This window comes from Bacteroides sp. 1001136B_160425_E2 (genome assembly GCF_015559655.1).
Lineage (GTDB): Bacteria > Bacteroidota > Bacteroidia > Bacteroidales > Bacteroidaceae > Bacteroides > Bacteroides luhongzhouii.
This window is the reverse complement of sequence record NZ_JADMQH010000008.1, coordinates 252,751-271,343: the sequence shown is the minus strand read 5'-3', so window position 1 is coordinate 271,343 and position 18,593 is coordinate 252,751. Positions and strand designations below refer to the sequence as shown.

Sequence of the window (18,593 nt, the reverse complement as noted above, 5' to 3'; positions counted from 1 at the left end):
CATTTACTGATTTTGGTTTCGTTAAAATCATATTTTTTTACCCCATGTGATTCCGTTACTTCTTAGGTAACGGATAACACATACACGAAACGTACATTATGATGAAAATAGAAATCACGCACATGACAAAGGCGTAGAATGTGGAAAGGCCTAATACTCAACGGGAAAAATCTAGAGATTAGGCAATAAAAAGTATAGAGCATGGAAACAAGGTTATTTCATGTTCGGATAGTTTTTTGCTCTATGTTTCAGATAAAACGAAAAAAAGTGGAGGAATATTTGCTTTCTATTCGTGTTTTTGTCTATCTTTGCGTCAAATTTAATTCCGTTACCTAAGAAGTAACACACATAGTTTAATTCTGATTATTAACATTTTACTGTTTCCACACTACCTACACAGCAGTTTCTAACGTAAGATAAATTCCCTTTATTTACCTCCGTACGTTCTTTTAGTCCAAAGCCTTTCAAGTAGATTTGTGTCGTTTTTATAGATTTGTGCCCCAATGATTCACTAATCATTTCAATGGAGACTCCCCGATACTTCGCAGTCGTTGCCCAAGAATGACGAAGCGTATAGGAAGTGACGGGAGATTGCAAATGCAAAGCTCTTGCCAAGTCCTTCAGAGAATTATTAAATCGACGGAGAGCGGACTGATATTCCCGATAACCTCCTTCATCCGTCCGTTTTTTATCCCCACGAAGAATATCAAACAGATAATCCGGACAGTCAGGATGAGAATCTTCCTTGCTACGGAGCTGGTTAATCATTTCCTTTGCAGTATTCAACACTTCCACGCTCATCGGGGTTTTGGTCTTGATACGGTTGTATCGCAACACGTTCTGATCGAGTGCCGATTTCTCCAGGTGGGCTAAATCCGCAAACGACATTCCACAAAATTGGAACATCAGGGCGGCAATAGCCTGCGTACGGCGTAAACGTTCCGATTTAGGATCCTCATACAGAAGCTTATGCAATTCCGTAGCAGGCAGAGCCTTTTTCTGGCGGACATCCACACCTGTATAGACATCATGAAACAGTCGCGGAACATAAGGCGCACTGCCCGCTTCCACTCCACGGTTATAGATACTACGAAGCATACGCATATACGTAGAAATCGTATTGGGCTTCAAGCCACACTCATAAAGATACTGACCATAACGCCGTAAACGCTCACGGGTGACCTGTCTGAACGACACGTTAGACGTGCCGCAATATTTGCTGAAAGAGAAGAGCGCGTTCTTGTAGACATGCGCAGTAGAATGTCTCCCCTCCTTCCGCAAACGACCGATGTAGAATTCCGCACACCGGCTAAATCCATTTCTGTTCATCATTTGCATCACTAGTTATTTTATATATTATACCATTTGGCAAGCGACAAAAGAACAAATCTTTTGGCAGACCTGGAGCACACTTGACAAATGCGATATTATTTTTTAGTTTTATTAACCTCTTAAAAAATTAGCAAATCATGGCTAACAAAAAGACAAATCACGGAGAATCTAAAACACAAGTAAAGAACAATGTTCAAAACCCGAAAAAGAATGGAAGAGGACATCAGAGAGTGGAAATCATTAGCAAAGATGAACTGGAAGAAAGAGGCGGGCTCACCGGAGATGCAACCGCTTTACTCACGGTCTATCTGCAGAAGTTTGAAGAAGGGGAAGCTCATATCCACTACTCCAAAAAGCTCAAGGATCTGGCGGAGCATATCCATGAGAAAGAAATTTTATACATACACAAACATGGTGGGTATAAACTTATGGAAGTCAGCAGCATAGAGACTGAATTATGCGTCATTAGAAGAGCCAGAAGAGAGCAGCTGGAAGAGGAAGAAAGACAGGCCAAAGAAAAGGCCAGAAACAAGTATTGACAAAAATAATTGTGCGGATGAAATGCAAGCTATACTTTTGACGCCGTTTTTAACCGGCTAGAAACAGAGAATCATATCCAGGAAAAATGGTGACGCTATCCTGTCGGGATGGCGTCACTATAAGAGGAGGATAGCGTCACTATACTGACAACATAGCGTCACTATCTTTAAGGGAGTATTCTCACTTCACTAAACATGTATTTTTAATTTTAATTATTTTTTCAATGAAAAGAAAAATCAACAGAAGCAAGATTGTTTCTTGCAAGTTAGTATGGAAAAGACGTATCGTATCTGAAAAAGGATTTTCGGAAAAATGTGCGGAAAGAATTGCGCAAAGGTGTATAGAGCTGATAGAGCGCATGCAATATGGAAATGCCATGATCGCTTTTTATAAACAGGATGGTACCTTCTGCATGGAAAAAGGCACATTGGTAGGATACGAAAAATTCTTTCATCGGGAGTATAAAAACACGGCAAGGCAAGAATCGATTGTCTACTGGAGTACGGAACAGCATGCATGGAGAAGATTTATGATCGGGAACCTGCTCGAATGGAAAGCGATTGTGTAACGTTAATAAAAGAATTTGAACGATGAGTATGATTAATAAAGGGATACCCTATTTCCCTACATCTGCAAACTTTTTCGAAGAAGAAGTCATGGAATTGTTAGAAGCCAAATTTGGAGTGTTAGCTTCTTATATCGTTTTGAGATTGCTTTGTAAAATCTACAAAGAAGGATACTATATCTCTTGGGGAAAAGAACAAAATCTGATTTTTGCACGCAAAATAGGAGAAGGCATTAAAGAGGAGATGGTGGAAAAGATTGTGGAACTACTGCTGGAAAAGAGATTTTTCCATAAAGAGACGTACGACCAATACGGAGTATTGACTTCGGAACAGATTCAGAAAGTTTGGATGGAAGCTACGGTACGGAGAAAAATTGATTACTCCCAATTACCCTATTTATTAGCGCCCAAAGAAAAAAATGGTAGACAAAAAGGCGAGTTGAACAAAGAAAATGTAGACATTTTGCCGACTCAAGTGAAGGTGAGTTCGGAAAATGATGACATTTTTCGACAAACTAAACTAAACCAAACTAAACTATATTCTGAAGAAGAAGATAAACGCGATGCTTCGTTTGAAATTCCGGGGTATGCATACAATCAGGCTACTCATAATATCAACGGGCTGATTGAAAGTCTGGACCGCTACAAAGTGACTAGTCCGGAGGAGAAGCAGACGATTCTACGGCTCTCGGATTATGGAAGAAAAGGCACGCAGGTATGGAGGCTGTTTTCCAGTACCAGCTGGAGCAAGATCGGCGCACCGGGGAAGTATATCATTGCCGCGCTGACAAACAGGCGATGAAGAGACAGGCCGGTTAGAATATGCCCGCAACGGACAGAATAAAAAAATATCCGGATGCTCACTAAACGGACATCCGGATATCACTCTCTTTCTACCTTCTGACTAATTACCTCTCTGAATAGTTTGCCAGATTGTAACATACCGGCTTCGTGCTATTACCTACGCGATAGATACCGAACTTAAAGTAATAACCATCATCGTCGTTACGTCCAATCATGATTTTCTCATTGTCTACAATGTGTTTATTAACCTTTTTCCCTTTTTCCTGATAGTCCATCTGTACATCGAGCATACCCGGCTTCACAATTGTTTCCGCCTCTTTGCCATAAACTGTCCAATCGATATGAATACGGAATGTAATCCAACAATCTTTCGGAAAATCGGCGAAAGGCATTTTGTAAGCAATGGTCGATGCTTTATATGTAGATGTCACAGGTTTCATAACCGGTGTCTTTTCCGGATTTGCGTTGCAACGGTCGTCTTTATCTGTCAGCCATTTACGGTCGGAGTTTGCTTTGATATAGAACCATCCACCGGAAAATCCGAATGCCAATGGAGGATAGCCACCTTGTTCCACCAGCCATCCGTTGGCCTTTCCGGCCTGATAAACAGGATTGCCTTGTTTGTCTTTCACCGGATTACCTTGCTTGTCCAGCTTGGGTTTCTTTTCGTATCCCATGTTTTTCTTAAAAATAGTAGTCTTGTCCAGCTCCATGAACTCATCAGCTGTCAGTTTCTTCACTTCACCCTGTGGAGTCTGTACCAAAGTACGATCCGGCATTCCATGCCATTGAGCAAAAATGGTGGAGACATCACTGCCTAATGTAGAAGGGATATATACCGAAAACTCATAATCGCGGGAAGCACCTTGCGGACAAATACCTTTTCCATGATGATATACAGTTTTCATTATTTGTGCTTTCTTATATGTATCGGCTGGTTTGCCTTTGAAATCATCGGAAGTTGCATAACAATAAGAAAATTCCGCACGCCCTTTTGTTTCCCCCGCTGCATATCCGGATAATGTGTTATCATCTTCTTTCAGTTCAAAACGATAAGAAGGCTTTCCGTTGAACATAAGGTTGAAATCACGTTGAATGGCATGCTTTTTTTTAGCTCCGACTGCTACCCAGCAACCATCTATAATCTGATTGACACATGCCGAATCTGCCTGTACATTTACACGCTCAGTCAGTGGCACCAAAGTCTGTGTTTCTATAGCCGGACCGGTTTTCTCGACTTGTTCAGCCATCGCCATGCATCCTGATGCCAGCACGCAAATAATAAAAATGCTTTTCTTCATTCTATTCGGTATTAAGTTTGTTGACGGTGCAAAAATACGAAAGACAACCTCATCGGCTGCCTTTCGTTTGTCTCAAATGTTTTCACATTTGTGTAATTTTGCTGTCAACACCCGCCTAAAAGCTTAATTGGGTGCTTCATCGTTCAAATCTTCTTCAAGCATATCTACTTTCTGTATACTCATTTTTCCATCGGCAGTGATCGTTATAGAAAGCGGCATATACAAATCTGTCTGCGGATAACAAACACTTGCGGCATACACAATGCCCTGCGGAGTGGTCTTGTCGTATACAATTCCTTCCAATATAGATTTCGAGAGAAATTTTGCATCGACTACGGATGAAAAATCATTTTTGGTAAATGTCTTGTTCAATATCGTTTCATTACCGCGTGTCAGGTGCAGCACTATTTTATTGTCGACGTAAGTATCTCCCATCTCGTTTGTCACATGAGGCAGACTTTCGTCCGGAGTACGTGAAACGAGGGAATGATAATCTTTTCCTTTGAACTTAAAGTTAGTTTCGCTCTTAGACGTCTGCATACGTTGCAATCCGTGAGCATCTATACTGTCTATTCTTGTCAGCATCGACTGATTATCTGAAGATCCTTTTTTACCGCCACATGCAGTCACAGCCACCGCCAACGGCAACAAAAGCAAATAAATTAGTTTTCTCATACGTAAGTTTTCTGTTTATAAATGGATGGCAAAGGAACAAAAAGAGCGGGATATTTACAAGTGTAACCGACATTTTTCCTACATTTGAAGGAAAGAAGGAATACTTTTAGAGCAAATACGGATTTAAGCTGCAATGTATATGGGCCGTAGGTTGCTATATATGACTAGCTACAAAAGTTGCTCACTTGTACTTAATAAGAATCTATTTTCACACTTATATTATAACTACTCCAGCTAAATAGCTTTCCAAAAAGTTTGAAAATCGCGGTATCTACCGTAGCAAACCAATTCGTCTCCTTCTTCCACTTTCTCATTTCCCGGTAATTCATTCTTCACATGAAGCTCGGTCAGAGAAATACCCAGACAGTTAGTGATCTTATTCGCCCGTTTCAATCCTATCATTTTTAAATGAAACTCTTCATCCAAGTTTAACTCATTCACAAAATATCCTACAAATTTCTTCGGAACCGTGAACTTCACAACATAATAATCCTGATCGATGCGGAATCCTTCCATGTTAGTACCGAAGTCAAGCAGTTGTACCAAGCTACGGGCAGCATCTTCTTCCGGAGTCAGAATTCGTTCCAGATCAAAAGCTTCAAGCACCGCTTTATGTACGGCATCAATAGCACGGGCAAAGATACGGGGAACCTTTTTCTGCTTCAACAGAGCAACGACACGTATCGACGCACCAAAATTCTCTCCAATCGCTACAATGACTATATCCACATTATTCAATGGCAATACTGATAATGACTGTTCGTCAGTGGCATCAATGACAAAAGCAGTAGCAACCTTATCTTTGATAGAGTCTACACGACTTTCGCTAATATCCGCACCTATAATCTCGTGTCCCAAGGCGGACAATTCTTCCGCCAACACATGGCCGTAATTTCCTAAACCAATAATAATATACTTCATATCTTTAGTTTATTATGATGTTATCACTCGGATAACGGTATTTTGTATTCTTTTTCTGTTTGACGATGCCCAACATCAATGTTATTAACCCCACACGGCCAATAAACATCAACAAAGACACCAATAGTTTGCTTGCGTCGCACAAATGAGGGGTCAGATTCAGACTGGATCCCACGGTACTAAGCGCAGAGACACATTCGAAAGTCAATGCCATAATGGAAACACCCGGTTCGAGTATGCTCAATGTAAAAATAAAAATAAATAAGACTCCCAATGACATGACTACTGTTGCATTGGAACGCCGGATTGAATCGTAAGACAATTCTCTACCGAACACTTCTACTCGTTCAGTGCCACGCAATACGGCCACAAGATTCAGAACTACGACCGCAAAAGCATTCACTTTCACACCACCTGCCGTGGACTGTGAGCCACCGCCAACCCACATCAGAAATAGATAAACCAATAATGTCTGCACACTCAATGATGCCAGGTCGACACTGCTGAAACCGGCTGTTCGCGGACAAGTGGCATTAAAGAAAGCTTGAGTCCATTTGTCTGCCACAGGCATACCGGCAAAGGAAGCATTCCACTCAAAAGCTGCGATAGCCAATGTGCCGATTAATAAAAGCAGAAAGGTCATGATTAACACGATTTTCGTATTCAGGTTGTAGAGGTGTTGCATTTTATGCCGTTCCAATTTGCGGGTACGGATCAATTTCCAGAAACGACGGAAGTGATACAATACAATATCCTTGAAATTGACAAGGATGGGAAAACCGATACCACCAAAGATTATCAGTAGAGAAACGGAAATAAACAGCCAATTGTGATTGGTCATCACCATCGGATTTCCTAAATTGCCGGAAAGCGTAGAAAAGCCTGCATTACAAAAAGCTGAAATAGAATGGAAAGCAGCAAAACCTAACTCTCCTTCCAGGGTCATTCCCAACGTACCGTGAATACTAAACCAAATCGAAAGCATGCCGATCCCTTCAATCACTAAGGTGAAACCTAATATATATAATAAGGTAGACAGCAAAGAGCCTAACGAATTGGAACTAACCATATCACGCACAACGAGCTGATTGTAGATGGAGGTATTTCCCATAAAGAACATGGCGAAGAAACTGGTTAATGTCATCACTCCCAATCCACCAATCTGAATCAACAGGATAATGACAACTAACCCTGAAGTGGTGAATGTAGTGGACACATCTACCGGTACCAAGCCTGTAACGCATACGGCACTGGTAGCGGTAAACAAAGAGTCTACCCAAGTGATGCCATTTACCGTACAGCGCGGAAGCATCAACAAACCTGCTCCAATCAGAATAATAGCCATAAAACTGACTGCCAATATCAAAGACGGATTGGTACGCCGTCCCAATAGACGCACCAGTCCATTGGACAGATTGAGGAAAGAAAGGACTAACAATAACAAGAGATGATAAAACTTCCCATCCAGAAATTCCCAAATATGCAGAATGGCCCCTTCTTCTTCCGGACGATGAAATATGACGGGTACTAAAGTGAGATATAACAATCCGCTCAATATCCAGGCTAATCGCCGGTATTGCTTTTTGGTATTCCGGTATTCCAGCGAGATATGTAAAGTTACATCAATCAGAAAAATGATCCAGACAGTTTTATACAATGTCTGCAAATTCGCCACTTCATCAATAGATAAGGGAAAGCCATGTTCATATACTACTCCGACAATCAATAATAAGGAAGCCAGATAGGTGAGTGCTTCTACCAGCCCTAACAAGATACGTACATAGGGTTTTAGCAGTTTATTCTGATACAATAAAAACTTATGATAAATCTTCATATCATCTTTTTTAACGGGGTCGTGCAAACTTAATTAAAATAACAATCAAACACGATTCTTTGTTGACAAAATTTTCTGAATATTAAAAATTTGACTACTTTTGGCAACAGAAAACTAAAAAACTACAATATTATGAGTGAAAAAAGAAAACGGTATATCCTACCGGAAGAAGAAATTCCACATTACTGGTACAACATTCAGGCCGATATGGTGAACAAGCCTATGCCTCCGTTGCACCCGGGAACCAAACAACCGCTGAAAGCAGAAGATTTATATCCGATTTTCGCAAAAGAGCTGTGTCATCAGGAGCTGAATCAGACGGATGCATGGATCGAAATACCGGAAGAAGTGCGTGAAATGTACAAGTACTACCGCAGCACTCCGCTGGTCCGTGCTTATGGTTTGGAAAAAGCACTCGGCACTCCGGCTCATATCTATTTTAAGAACGAAAGCGTAAGCCCTATCGGTTCGCATAAGTTGAACTCTGCATTGGCACAAGCTTATTATTGCAAAGAAGAAGGAGTGACCAACATTACCACTGAAACCGGTGCCGGACAATGGGGAGCCGCTCTTTCTTATGCAGCCAAGGTTTTCGGTCTGGAAGCCGCCGTTTATCAGGTAAAGATCAGTTATGAACAAAAGCCATACCGCCGCAGCATTATGCAGACTTTCGGAGCACAGGTCACTCCTTCTCCATCCATGTCTACCCGTGCCGGTAAAGATATTCTGACTAAACATCCCAATTACCAGGGTTCATTGGGAACAGCTATTTCGGAAGCTATCGAACTGGCACAAATGACTCCTAACTGTAAATATACGCTCGGTTCCGTACTTAGCCATGTGACTCTTCACCAGACTATTATCGGACTGGAAGCTGAAAAACAGATGGAAATGGCTGGCGAATATCCGGATATCGTGATCGGTTGTTTCGGAGGTGGTTCCAACTTCGGAGGTATCTCATTCCCGTTCATGCGCCACACGATACAGGAAGGAAAAAAGACTCGTTTCGTTGCTGCCGAACCAGCTTCTTGTCCGAAACTGACACGTGGTAAGTTCCAGTATGACTTCGGTGATGAAGCCGGATATACTCCGTTGCTGCCGATGTTTACTTTGGGACACAATTTTGCTCCGGCTCATATCCATGCCGGTGGACTTCGTTATCACGGCGCAGGTGTAATCGTTTCACAGTTGCTCAAAGACAATCTGATGGAAGCGGTAGATATACAGCAACTGGAATCTTTCGAAGCCGGTTGCCTGTTTGCGCAGTCTGAAGGTATTATTCCGGCTCCCGAATCCAGCCACGCTATTGCAGCGGCTATCCGCGAAGCTAACAAATGTAAGGAGACAGGAGAAGAGAAAGTGATTCTGTTCAATCTTTCGGGACATGGTCTGATCGATATGGCTTCTTATGATAAGTATTTGGCCGGTGATCTGGTGAATTATACATTGAATGACGAAGATATTCAAAAGAATTTAGACGAGGTTGGTGATTTAACCAAGTGATAGAAGAAATATTCAGGCACGGATTACACGGATTTCACGTTTTTTATTTTAATAGAATCGTGTTAATTCGTATAATCCGTGCCTACAATGAAAGTTATAAGAGTCTTTTGACACACCTTCTTTCCGTACGGTTTAGTAGATAAATTAAGTAGCGGCTACAGCAGCCCGTTCAATAATCACCTCTAACGCCCTTCAATATTCAGCAGACTGTCAAGCGCCAATTCTTTGTCAAACATAAATTCCTTCATTTAAGATTCGTTGTTTTAGCCGTTCATTCATGTGCTCACGAATTCGTACTAAATCGACAAAGCACTCCAAAAGCTGTTCCAGTTCATTCTGAATGCGTTCCAATAACACAAAACCGCTATTCAATTATTGTTGCACGCCTTCTGTGGTACGGCATGCACGAATGCGGAATATAGTAGTTTTAGGAGCACGCCCACTATTCAGTGTACCATGCTTTTCAGCTGTATAATTATCTCCATCTCCTTTTGAACCACTTTCTGCATAGCTACGATAGGAAGAAATATACATCGTAGCACGTGCATGAGTAACGCTTTCAACTTCCCGTCCAACTAAAAAAGTATTACGATTGGGATTTTTGGCAGCAGCAGAAGACCAATAATAATTCTCTTGAAATTCTTCAAAACTACTATAATACTGTGAGATAGCATCTTCTATTTCGCTAATACCGGGCAAATACCATTTACTTTCATATCTTCTATCGGCTGAAAGTTTATTTTTAGCATAACAATAATGAAATGCAGAAGCCGGAATATTTTCCGGATATGTCTTCATTTCTGTCATTGGTGCAACATCACTTGCTTTTTGATTGAAGATATATTGCGTCATTTCCAATCCATTATAATACACATTACAAGGTCCTGCTGAAATTCCATTCCATGTCCACGGTCCTACTAATGTACCAGCATTTGACTCACCAATAACTGCATTAGTGGCAAGCCATGCTCCTTCACGTGCCCACGGAAGACCTTTGTAAAAAGTGTTGTCTTGTTCATGCTTATCCAATGGATCACGATGGTCAATATACTCTTCATAATACTCAATATAAAACCTCGTATTACCAGCACCGTCAGTTACAGGCAACAATCCCCTCTGATCCAACTCCAGCGTACGTTCACGCTTATCTCCTTCCTTATTATTATAAGTAATATACACCGTAGCCGAGCGGTCGTGCGTTGATGCATTCTCATCCACATAGAAATAAATACGTGAACGCGAACGATGCTCCGGTCCGCTAACTCTATACTTCGTATTATCTTTCAAGGTTTCGGTCACAAGATTCGTATAAAAATACTCACGGGCACCTGTTCCAGCTTCGAAGTTTCCACCTATAATGAACCCTTCTTCTTTTTTACCGCTGAGCATTGTCAGCGAATCCACCATCTCCATCCGGATCCAGTCGGGCGCTTCTCCTGTATTGGGATTGACAAGGCTGACATCCACATAAGATTCAAGGTCAGTGATTCCCGATTCACGACGCAAGAAATAGAGATCCATAGGCACAATGTTCCAATGCGCATCAAGTTTACGTTCGTTCACGATGGAGAGGTACAACGGATTGTCCGTAACGACATTGACACGTCCGTCGAACGTATAGACATTCGGGTCACTGTTGCGCACATAGTCCAGACCGCAAATGGTGATGTTGTTCTTGTAACAACGGTTACGGCGCACCTCAAAGTTATTGTAAGTATTGTTACCCATGTAGATATTGAAGTCGGCCGTATACGTCAGTCCTTGGTGGGTGGTGTAAGTACCTTTCAGCACAACAGCAGAAGCATTCTTGTCGGCAATAGTACGCTTCCAACGTTGGGTGACTGTCTCATCGTCCGGATCGACTCCCGCAGGATATGCCGGTTCACCAGTAGGAATCTGCACATTCTCGTACGTATAGTAACTGAATGTTTCTGCCGTTTGCTGGTCGTGCAGGATACGCCCTTCATACTTCACCGTACGTTCACGGGCAATGAACGGATTCTCCTCTTCCGACGGGACTTCGGGGATTTCGGTTACTTCTGTCGGTTTTCCGCTTTCATCAACCGCAGGCGGAGTGAAAGGAACGAAATAGGGCATATTACGTACACCATATTCCACCAGCTGCAAAGAAGGCAACGAACGGTCGTGGTTCGTTTGGTTGGCATCCAGTTTCACCATAATGTCTACACGTGCCATGAGTGCCTGCATCTTGATTTGAATAGTCTGGTTCTGCCGGCTCAGGTCCACACCTGTAGTATGCCCCACCATCGGCATCCCCGGTTCGGGCAACTTGCTGATATCTTTGCGTGGTTCAGGCCGGTAAAGCCAATTTTGCAAATTGCTAAGTTTCGTTATTGTTACTTTCTTAGTGGGGTCATTCTTGTCACCATAGACAATATCGCCTTCCGGTGTCCACTGTTCGGTACGAAACTTATTTCCATAGATATTCGCCACCGCGTAAACTTGGACATTCGTCAGCGCCCCCTGGTCTACAAATGCATCTTCCGGAATGGTCAGTGAAGCTTGTTGGCCTTCTTTTACCTCTATCCGGTAGTAGGCACCCGTGGTATTATTATTGTGCGGTTGAAGGAAATTGCCATCGGTATCAAAGAAAAAAAGATGGAGTGTATTTATTTTTTTCTCTTCGGCATCTTTCGGAGTCAGTTCACCCGCGCGGGTCAGCATGGTTTGTGGCAACATCCGGTTGCAAATTGCCGTCAAGGTAACCCCTTCTTCAGGAGATACTGGACAGACATCGTCGATTTCCTGCACACACGATGCCATGCCCGCCATCAGACAGAGCAACAAAGTAAGAAATGATATAGGAGATACTTTCATAATCGTGATGTTTTTTTGAATTGCGGTTAATTGATGATAATATCGTTGTCGGAACCGTTCTCCCAATATTCAATGTCATCAGCGGTGAACATGAGCAGAAGTTGGTTGCCGATGAAGTTCAGGTTAATGGTATAGCACGTTCCCTGTTCCGGTATACGCCCCAAAGAAAAGTTCTTGATTTGAGCTGTCTTTTGCGGTTGACCGGAATAAGAATAAGTAATAGTAATGCTCTTATCAGTACCAAGATACGGGACTGCTGATGTGGCACCGCCCGCCTGTGCATCCAATTTGGGCAGCAACAGCAACGTGGTACCTTGCGAATTGTCCGGAGTGGCTCCCACAATGGCAGCAGAGTTAGGAGCGACGGTAAAATCAGCGGTATCAGTCTCCTTTATAAAATGAAATGTTCCAGAGTACATTTCATCGGTCACAGCCAAAGTCGGGTCGGCTGGAGCAAAATCTACCTCACCTACGCGATAAAAATGCCCATTTATTGACAGCGAGTGGATGGTGACGGCATTTGTGTTAGGTTCGTTGTTCACCGGCTGGTTATAGTTGTTAATTTGCAGGCGTAGCCCTGTAAGCAAGTGTTTGAACTCCAACTGCACGGCACCTTGCGTAGCAGCATGGTCGAAGATAGCTGCTATCATGACGTCCTTGGCTTGTTCAGAGTCAAGTTCGGTATTGACATCGTTTCCGGCCGCATAAGGCATGGTATATGTCAACTTAGGGATACCGCGTGTAGAACCATTGCCGGGAACAACGGCAAATCCGGGGCTGTAGGGATGATAGGCAATAAAAGAGTAAAGAAACTGGTCGGTATTATCCACTCCCCCAGTGGTTTGCGCAGTATACCATTCTTTGGGAGAATTGAATTTGCTTCCATCAGCACTGTAGACGCATTTGGAACCATCGTAGAAGATAGGTTCGCGATACATCACATCAGCACTCACCAGATTCTTTTTAGTCAGCCACTCGGAAGCTCCTCCGCGCCAGTCGCGATTGGTTTCCGAATTCAATTGGTAAGGCACACAGTAGCCCAGCACGCCAAAGACAGTATTCTCAGTAATACAGTTCATCAAGGTAGCGCGTGTGGCAGGAACATCCATCGTTATGGCAGGAGCGGCAAACACAATGTCGTTGCTACCAAATCCGTCCCTTCCATCTCCGATATTGTCTTCCGACGAACAGGCTGCGTGCAGGAAAAGGAGCGGCAAGGAGTATGCAAGATATTTGTAGATACGCAGATTCATAGTTATATAGTGTTGTAATTTATATTCAGACTTTTACGGGTTTGCCCGGTCAATATCGACATTAAAGTCCGGACTATTGATAGGAGCTTGCTTCCATTCCTCTACTGTAGGGGGCTGAAAGAAGATGTGGTTACTTATGGTAAAGGGATATCGGTAGCTTTTTCCGGATTCCCATTTTTCCGAAAGTTCGGAAAGACGAACTGAACCATTGAATTGTAACGGTTGGTCGGTATCAGAGTAATTGTAATGATAGGTGATGGCAAGCACGGCATTCTTCAGGCTTTGCGGCAGGAAGAACAGTGCGCTCTCATCAGTAAAAAGGTTGGTACCGTCGGTCTGTAGTTCGACCGAAGCGGCATAATAAACAGTGGACGTCTCGCCAAGTAGTTCTCCTGTAGGTGTCCACGAGCCGAGAGAGGTATCGTCAGAGGTTTGTCCGTTCCAAGTTCCGGCAGTACGTATGCCGTATAATCGGGCTGCATCAATGATGATTCGTCGTCCTTCACCGAGATGTTGTTCGTCGGAACGTCCTACGAAGGCGACACGAGAGAGAATATGTTTAAAGTTTAAAACAACGGGAGACATCGGTCCGCTAACGGCGTTAATGGGAGCGGGTGCGGCATACAAGATGTCATAACCTTGACGCACATCATAATCGTCAATGGTGAACGTCGGGGTGTCGTTGCCGCTTTCGCCAATGGTGTACGTCACTTTATCCGCAATGGCAACCGGATGGATGGCACGGAAATCGTAACGGAAGCCGGGAAGCCAATAGCGAGGTTCGTCATAACTCCAAGCACCTTCCGATGTACGGGTAACATCAACGCCGTCAAACACTTTGGTAGACTTGAAGGCGGTATTGGTGCGTGAGTCATAGCTGCCCCAGACCTTAAATTTATTTCCCGCTTGTAGAAAAGATTCGTTTGTGGTAACAGCACGGGAAGTCAGAGAAGCGGTGCTGAAATGCATGGGTGACAGTTCGGCATCATCACCGAATACGAATGTGTCGCTACATCCCCAAAAGGAAACGGCTGCCAGCATGAGCGTCAACGTATGGCGAAAACGAAAATTGTTCATGATTATCGTTGTTTTTTTCTTTGTTAGGTTTTGACTATCCTACGGCTTGCCCGTTTAGTTCCATTGGGCAAGCCGAGGATAGTCTATTGGTTGTTCATTCAGTCCTCAATTCATCAGGATTATATGTATGTGACTGTTTTACTTAAGCTTCAGGAGTTGGAGTTTCTACTTGTGAACCAAAGTTAAACTCTATATTATCAGTACCAGTTTCCCAATCGTCAAGCTTCATATTTTCATCAGTAGTGAATTCTATCTTTTCAAGTCCAGCTTCCTCACCAGTAAGTGTTACATTATATTTGTATGCTTTTCCTTTATCCCAAGTAGGTTTAAAAGCACCGAAATTAACTTTCTGCGATACTGTTTCACCAAGTCTATTTTTTATTGTTAAACGGAAATAAAGACGAACATTGGGTGACTGATAAGCGAAAGGAAGTACATAAATAGATTCAGTATCAATATTCTCATTTTTTGCAAGAGCATTTGCCGGAGTAGCTACATCAATAGTGAGCATATTATCAGGATTTTCATCATCTTCTTTTGAGCGAGTTTGATTACTCCACATTCCTGTAGAAGCAGTAAAAGTACCTTTATCTCTCATGTTCCTAATCTGAACATCATCTACTGTTACGGTGTAATCTTCGGGAAAATTGCTTGTAAAATTAAAAGCTATCTTAGAAAGAATATGCTTAAAATCGAATGGTACCTTTTCATTACCGCTTTCCTTACCTGAAATATTTACAGCCGATGCAAATACAAGATCTTTTTGATTTGCCTCTGTACCATCAACGGTATAGTTATCTAAAGTTAATTCAGCACCTTCAAAACGTGTTGTATTTGTCGTTTCATTTTCTTTGCTATATGCATAGAACTTATAGGTTGCACCATCAATCCAATAACGTGCTTCGTCAGTATATTTCCAACCTTCATTTCCTTTGGTTACAATTGTTTTATTAAAGATCTGAACCGGTATTGTACTCGTTCCTTTTGTGTACGAACCAAACACACTAAACTGCTTAAAACTTTCATTACCCAGTGCACGTGTGTTCTTATTCACGTGAGACACAAAACCGATTTGTTTGGAAGTCCGTGCGAACCCCTGTTCTACTTCCTCTGTGTTTGTGCAGGCGGTCATCGCAAGCGAAGCTGCTGCAAGCATGAATAAAGTCTTTTTCATTGCTGTAATTTTTAAATGAATACTATGGTGAATTATAATTCTTTCATACAATTTAAGATTAATGAGTGATAGGCAAGTCGATATCTTCATACTCGCCCCAGTCGTCCACATTCACATCGAATCCCGAATCGACGGAAGCATCATCCTCGTCGATTTCGATGTTACCCACCTCTATCACGCCACCACGGGGCTGGTCGAGCATCTGGTCGCTGACATCGAACAGCAGCGTCTTGATGCGTCCGTTACGCAAGCGGAGTTCGAGGTTGAGGGTGTATCGTTGCGCTTCCTTCGCCTTGCTTCCGGTAGCCTTACCAAAATAACGGTCGGGGAAGCCTGCCACTCCGAACGAGCGGACTTGTGCTTCCGCTCCCCAAGAGGTCAAACGGCAGTCGAAAAGCAAGGTGGCTGTTTCGTCCGGTGTAGAGCCGTCGCGCAACATCACCGCTTCTGCCATACCTGCCAATGCACCTCTTGCCAACGAGGCATACTCTAGCCCCTTCTCTATCTTGAAACGTACCAAGTAAGTATAAACCAACGGCTGCATCTTCACGCCGAGTCTGTAGCTCTCGTGAAGGTCAATACCCGTCAAACCGGGAGTAAAGGCGACATAAAGCACATCGGGCGGATTGACCGTGCGTTCGTTGGCATGCAAAGCACCGAGCGAAGCACGCGTACGAGTGGAAGTAGTGGCGCGTGCCAGCGGTGCTTTCGCCATATCGTCGAAAATGATGTATTGCGTATCGTTGTTGTAAAACAACAGTGAACTGTTTTCCGCATTCAGAATCACTTCACCTCCCGAAGACGGAAGGAAGGTCTTGGTGCTCTCACTGTCATCATCATATATCAGCACACTGATACCTTCCGGAGTGCCGGGAATAAATTCACCGTAGGAATATCCCCACCGTCCGTCGGACCAATTATTTTCCCAGTCTCTTCCATAATCGCGTTCCCATACTTGTTCCCAATCCGTATCCACCTTAGCGGCACGGTAGTGATTGTCACACAAATCCTTGCGGCATCCGCCCAACAGCAATACTACGAAACACGGCAGCGCAATGCCTGACAATATCCGGTAGATGGTGTTCATCGCACACCTCCTTTCTTCTGTTTGCTTTCGTTCCATAATCTCCATACAAATGCGAATTTCAGTTTCAACGGACCAAAATAGTTCGTTTGTTTCGTCTGCTGATAGACGTAATGACCGTCTTGCGGCAAATATTCTTCATAACGCGTATGCAGGAAGCCCACGCCAACACCCGTTTCCAGAGACAACCGGCGGGCAATGGGCCACATATAGCCATAGCTCACGCCAGCCATCTGTGCCTCGCCCTGATAGCCTTTGCGACCGTTCTCCAAGTCGTACCAACTGAAACCGCCGAAGGCACCTACATAATGCCCATGCCAAGGCTTGCGCGTCTTGAACCAATAGCGAACCTCGGGGCTGACCGTTGCCAACTGATAGTACTTATGCTTCCCATCGTTTTTCCACCATGCCATCTCGCCTTCCAGGTTCACCGACCAACGGTCATTGAAACGGTATTCCACTTCGAGCGAAGGCATCAGAATGGCGTCATAGAGCAGGTTGGTTTTCAACGCCAGGCGTTGCACCGTCTCCTCCCCTCTTGCTGCAACCGGAACAGACTGTTCCTCTTCCGTCTCCTTGCAGAAAGAGGATTCCTTCACCACAGTTGCAGAATCGGTAAGAGTCCCGTTCAGTTCTTCCACCGAAGAGACATCCACATTTTCGGCTACTATCTCCTGCCCGTCGAGCGTCTTCAGGTAGAGCGAAACTACCATACTGCTGCGCAACTCAGGAAACATGTGTTCATACATATATTTATAAGGTATGCCGCCACGCAAGTCCATCAGCCGCTTCTTACGTCCGTCGATGATGCGGTGCTGCGCATCATACACCCACACGGGCGTACGGTCGATAACGTCCAAAACTTCGTCGCAATAAGGCATATCCGATTCTGCCACCATCGTGCGCAACTGCGTCCATGCAATGCCTGCGGCATTCTTCTTTATCAGACTTTCGGGCACCTCAGTGTGACGGAGCAAATAGGCACGCACACACTCCGCACGAGCGGCAGACAGGCGTTCGTTAAACTTATTCATTCCATCAGGGGAAGCATAAGAATTGATAACCAACTGTTCGATGGTATTTTCCGAATGCGCCTTGCGCACCATTTGCAGGAAACGAGACAGTTGTACACGATTATCCTTATAAAGTGTGTCTATCTCCCGATATCCCCGTTTATAATAGATACGGACAGAATCAACAGTAACCTGTGCCAAACTTATTCCGATAAATGCAAATGCGATGAAGATTAACAAAAACAATTTTTTCATCTGTTTTGGATATTAATTAAACATTATCAACACATGAAAGATGTTTCTCAAGAGCAGAAAACAAGCAATAATTCTAATGATTTTAGGCGCTTAAATTCATTATTACATAGAACACTCTCAAATACTATTGCAAATATAAATTTCATACACAAAACAACAATACAAATACAGATATTTTTTAATAAATTTACCTAATTTAAAATAAAGCCAATCATTAACACATAAATACCTACCAATCAGCATTTTCGCCACTTTAGCTATTATTATACTCAAAAAGAGAGTTCCGTTTTGACATCATAAACACTCCTATCAGTCCTCAAATTTAACATATTTAATCTCCAATATTTAAAACATCAAGCACAATATGGAAATCTCAAACAACATATAAATATATCAAAATTGGAAGACAAAAAGTAGCAATACA

General features: G+C 43.1%; 15 protein-coding genes. 4 read left to right on the top strand and 11 right to left on the bottom strand.

The window, feature by feature from the left end; translation table 11 throughout:
* Positions 1-366: 366 nt before the first annotated feature.
* Positions 367-1,332 carry a tyrosine-type DNA invertase cluster 3b gene (locus I2I04_RS10425; RefSeq protein WP_317192947.1) on the bottom strand — a complete coding sequence of 322 codons (966 nt, stop codon included), beginning with the start codon at positions 1,330-1,332 and terminating at the stop codon, positions 367-369.
* 137 nt (positions 1,333-1,469) lie between these two features.
* Between I2I04_RS10425 and I2I04_RS10420 the strand changes: the two genes are divergently transcribed.
* The 3 genes from I2I04_RS10420 to I2I04_RS10410 all read left to right on the top strand — a co-directional run bounded on the left by I2I04_RS10420 (position 1,470) and on the right by I2I04_RS10410 (position 3,239).
* Positions 1,470-1,871, top strand: coding sequence for a DUF4119 family protein (locus tag I2I04_RS10420; RefSeq protein ID WP_143260391.1), 402 nt, complete (start codon positions 1,470-1,472; stop codon positions 1,869-1,871).
* 224 nt (positions 1,872-2,095) lie between these two features.
* Positions 2,096-2,440, top strand: a complete 345-nt coding sequence (locus I2I04_RS10415; RefSeq protein ID WP_195654975.1) for an SH3 beta-barrel fold-containing protein — start codon at positions 2,096-2,098, stop codon at positions 2,438-2,440.
* Positions 2,441-2,462: 22 nt separating this feature from the next.
* On the top strand, positions 2,463-3,239 hold the full coding sequence (locus tag I2I04_RS10410) for a DUF4373 domain-containing protein (protein WP_195654974.1): 777 nt from the start codon (positions 2,463-2,465) through the stop codon (positions 3,237-3,239).
* A gap of 106 nt (positions 3,240-3,345) precedes the next feature.
* Here the strand turns inward: I2I04_RS10410 and I2I04_RS10405 are convergent, their stop codons facing one another.
* From I2I04_RS10405 to I2I04_RS10390, 4 genes are all read right to left on the bottom strand, one after another.
* A complete protein-coding gene (locus tag I2I04_RS10405) occupies positions 3,346-4,542 on the bottom strand; it encodes a heparin lyase I family protein (protein WP_195471305.1) in 1,197 nt (398 codons plus the stop codon).
* A 123-nt stretch (positions 4,543-4,665) separates the two neighbouring features.
* Complete coding sequence (locus I2I04_RS10400; RefSeq protein WP_143260388.1) at positions 4,666-5,217, bottom strand: DUF4738 domain-containing protein; 552 nt, start codon at positions 5,215-5,217, stop codon at positions 4,666-4,668.
* 234 nt (positions 5,218-5,451) lie between these two features.
* Positions 5,452-6,138, bottom strand: coding sequence for a potassium channel family protein (locus tag I2I04_RS10395; protein ID WP_143260387.1), 687 nt, complete (start codon positions 6,136-6,138; stop codon positions 5,452-5,454).
* Positions 6,139-6,142: 4 nt separating this feature from the next.
* Positions 6,143-7,972 (bottom strand): TrkH family potassium uptake protein, encoded by a 1,830-nt coding sequence (locus tag I2I04_RS10390; RefSeq protein ID WP_143260386.1) that lies wholly within the window; start codon positions 7,970-7,972, stop codon positions 6,143-6,145.
* A gap of 132 nt (positions 7,973-8,104) precedes the next feature.
* On the opposite strand from I2I04_RS10390, the gene I2I04_RS10385 reads away from it, so the two are divergent.
* Positions 8,105-9,475, top strand: coding sequence for a TrpB-like pyridoxal phosphate-dependent enzyme (locus I2I04_RS10385; protein WP_195471301.1), 1,371 nt, complete (start codon positions 8,105-8,107; stop codon positions 9,473-9,475).
* 372 nt (positions 9,476-9,847) lie between these two features.
* Here the strand turns inward: I2I04_RS10385 and I2I04_RS10380 are convergent, their stop codons facing one another.
* The 6 genes from I2I04_RS10380 to I2I04_RS10355 form a co-directional block, all read right to left on the bottom strand.
* Positions 9,848-12,313, bottom strand: a complete 2,466-nt coding sequence (locus I2I04_RS10380) for a fimbrial protein (RefSeq protein ID WP_195654973.1) — start codon at positions 12,311-12,313, stop codon at positions 9,848-9,850.
* Positions 12,314-12,339: 26 nt separating this feature from the next.
* Positions 12,340-13,566 (bottom strand): fimbrillin family protein, encoded by a 1,227-nt coding sequence (locus tag I2I04_RS10375; RefSeq protein ID WP_195654972.1) that lies wholly within the window; start codon positions 13,564-13,566, stop codon positions 12,340-12,342.
* A gap of 33 nt (positions 13,567-13,599) precedes the next feature.
* Entirely contained in the window at positions 13,600-14,643 is a 1,044-nt protein-coding gene (locus I2I04_RS10370; RefSeq protein ID WP_195654971.1) for a fimbrillin family protein, read from the bottom strand.
* A gap of 142 nt (positions 14,644-14,785) precedes the next feature.
* A complete protein-coding gene (locus tag I2I04_RS10365) occupies positions 14,786-15,817 on the bottom strand; it encodes a fimbrillin family protein (RefSeq protein ID WP_195654970.1) in 1,032 nt (343 codons plus the stop codon).
* 58 nt (positions 15,818-15,875) lie between these two features.
* Positions 15,876-16,940: a DUF5119 domain-containing protein gene (locus tag I2I04_RS10360; protein ID WP_195654969.1), complete on the bottom strand. Its 1,065-nt coding sequence runs from the start codon at positions 16,938-16,940 to the stop codon at positions 15,876-15,878.
* Positions 16,901-18,169: a DUF3575 domain-containing protein gene (locus I2I04_RS10355; RefSeq protein WP_195654968.1), complete on the bottom strand. Its 1,269-nt coding sequence runs from the start codon at positions 18,167-18,169 to the stop codon at positions 16,901-16,903. The genes I2I04_RS10360 and I2I04_RS10355 overlap by 40 nt, the downstream gene beginning before the upstream one ends.
* Between the last annotated feature and the right edge of the window lie 424 nt (positions 18,170-18,593).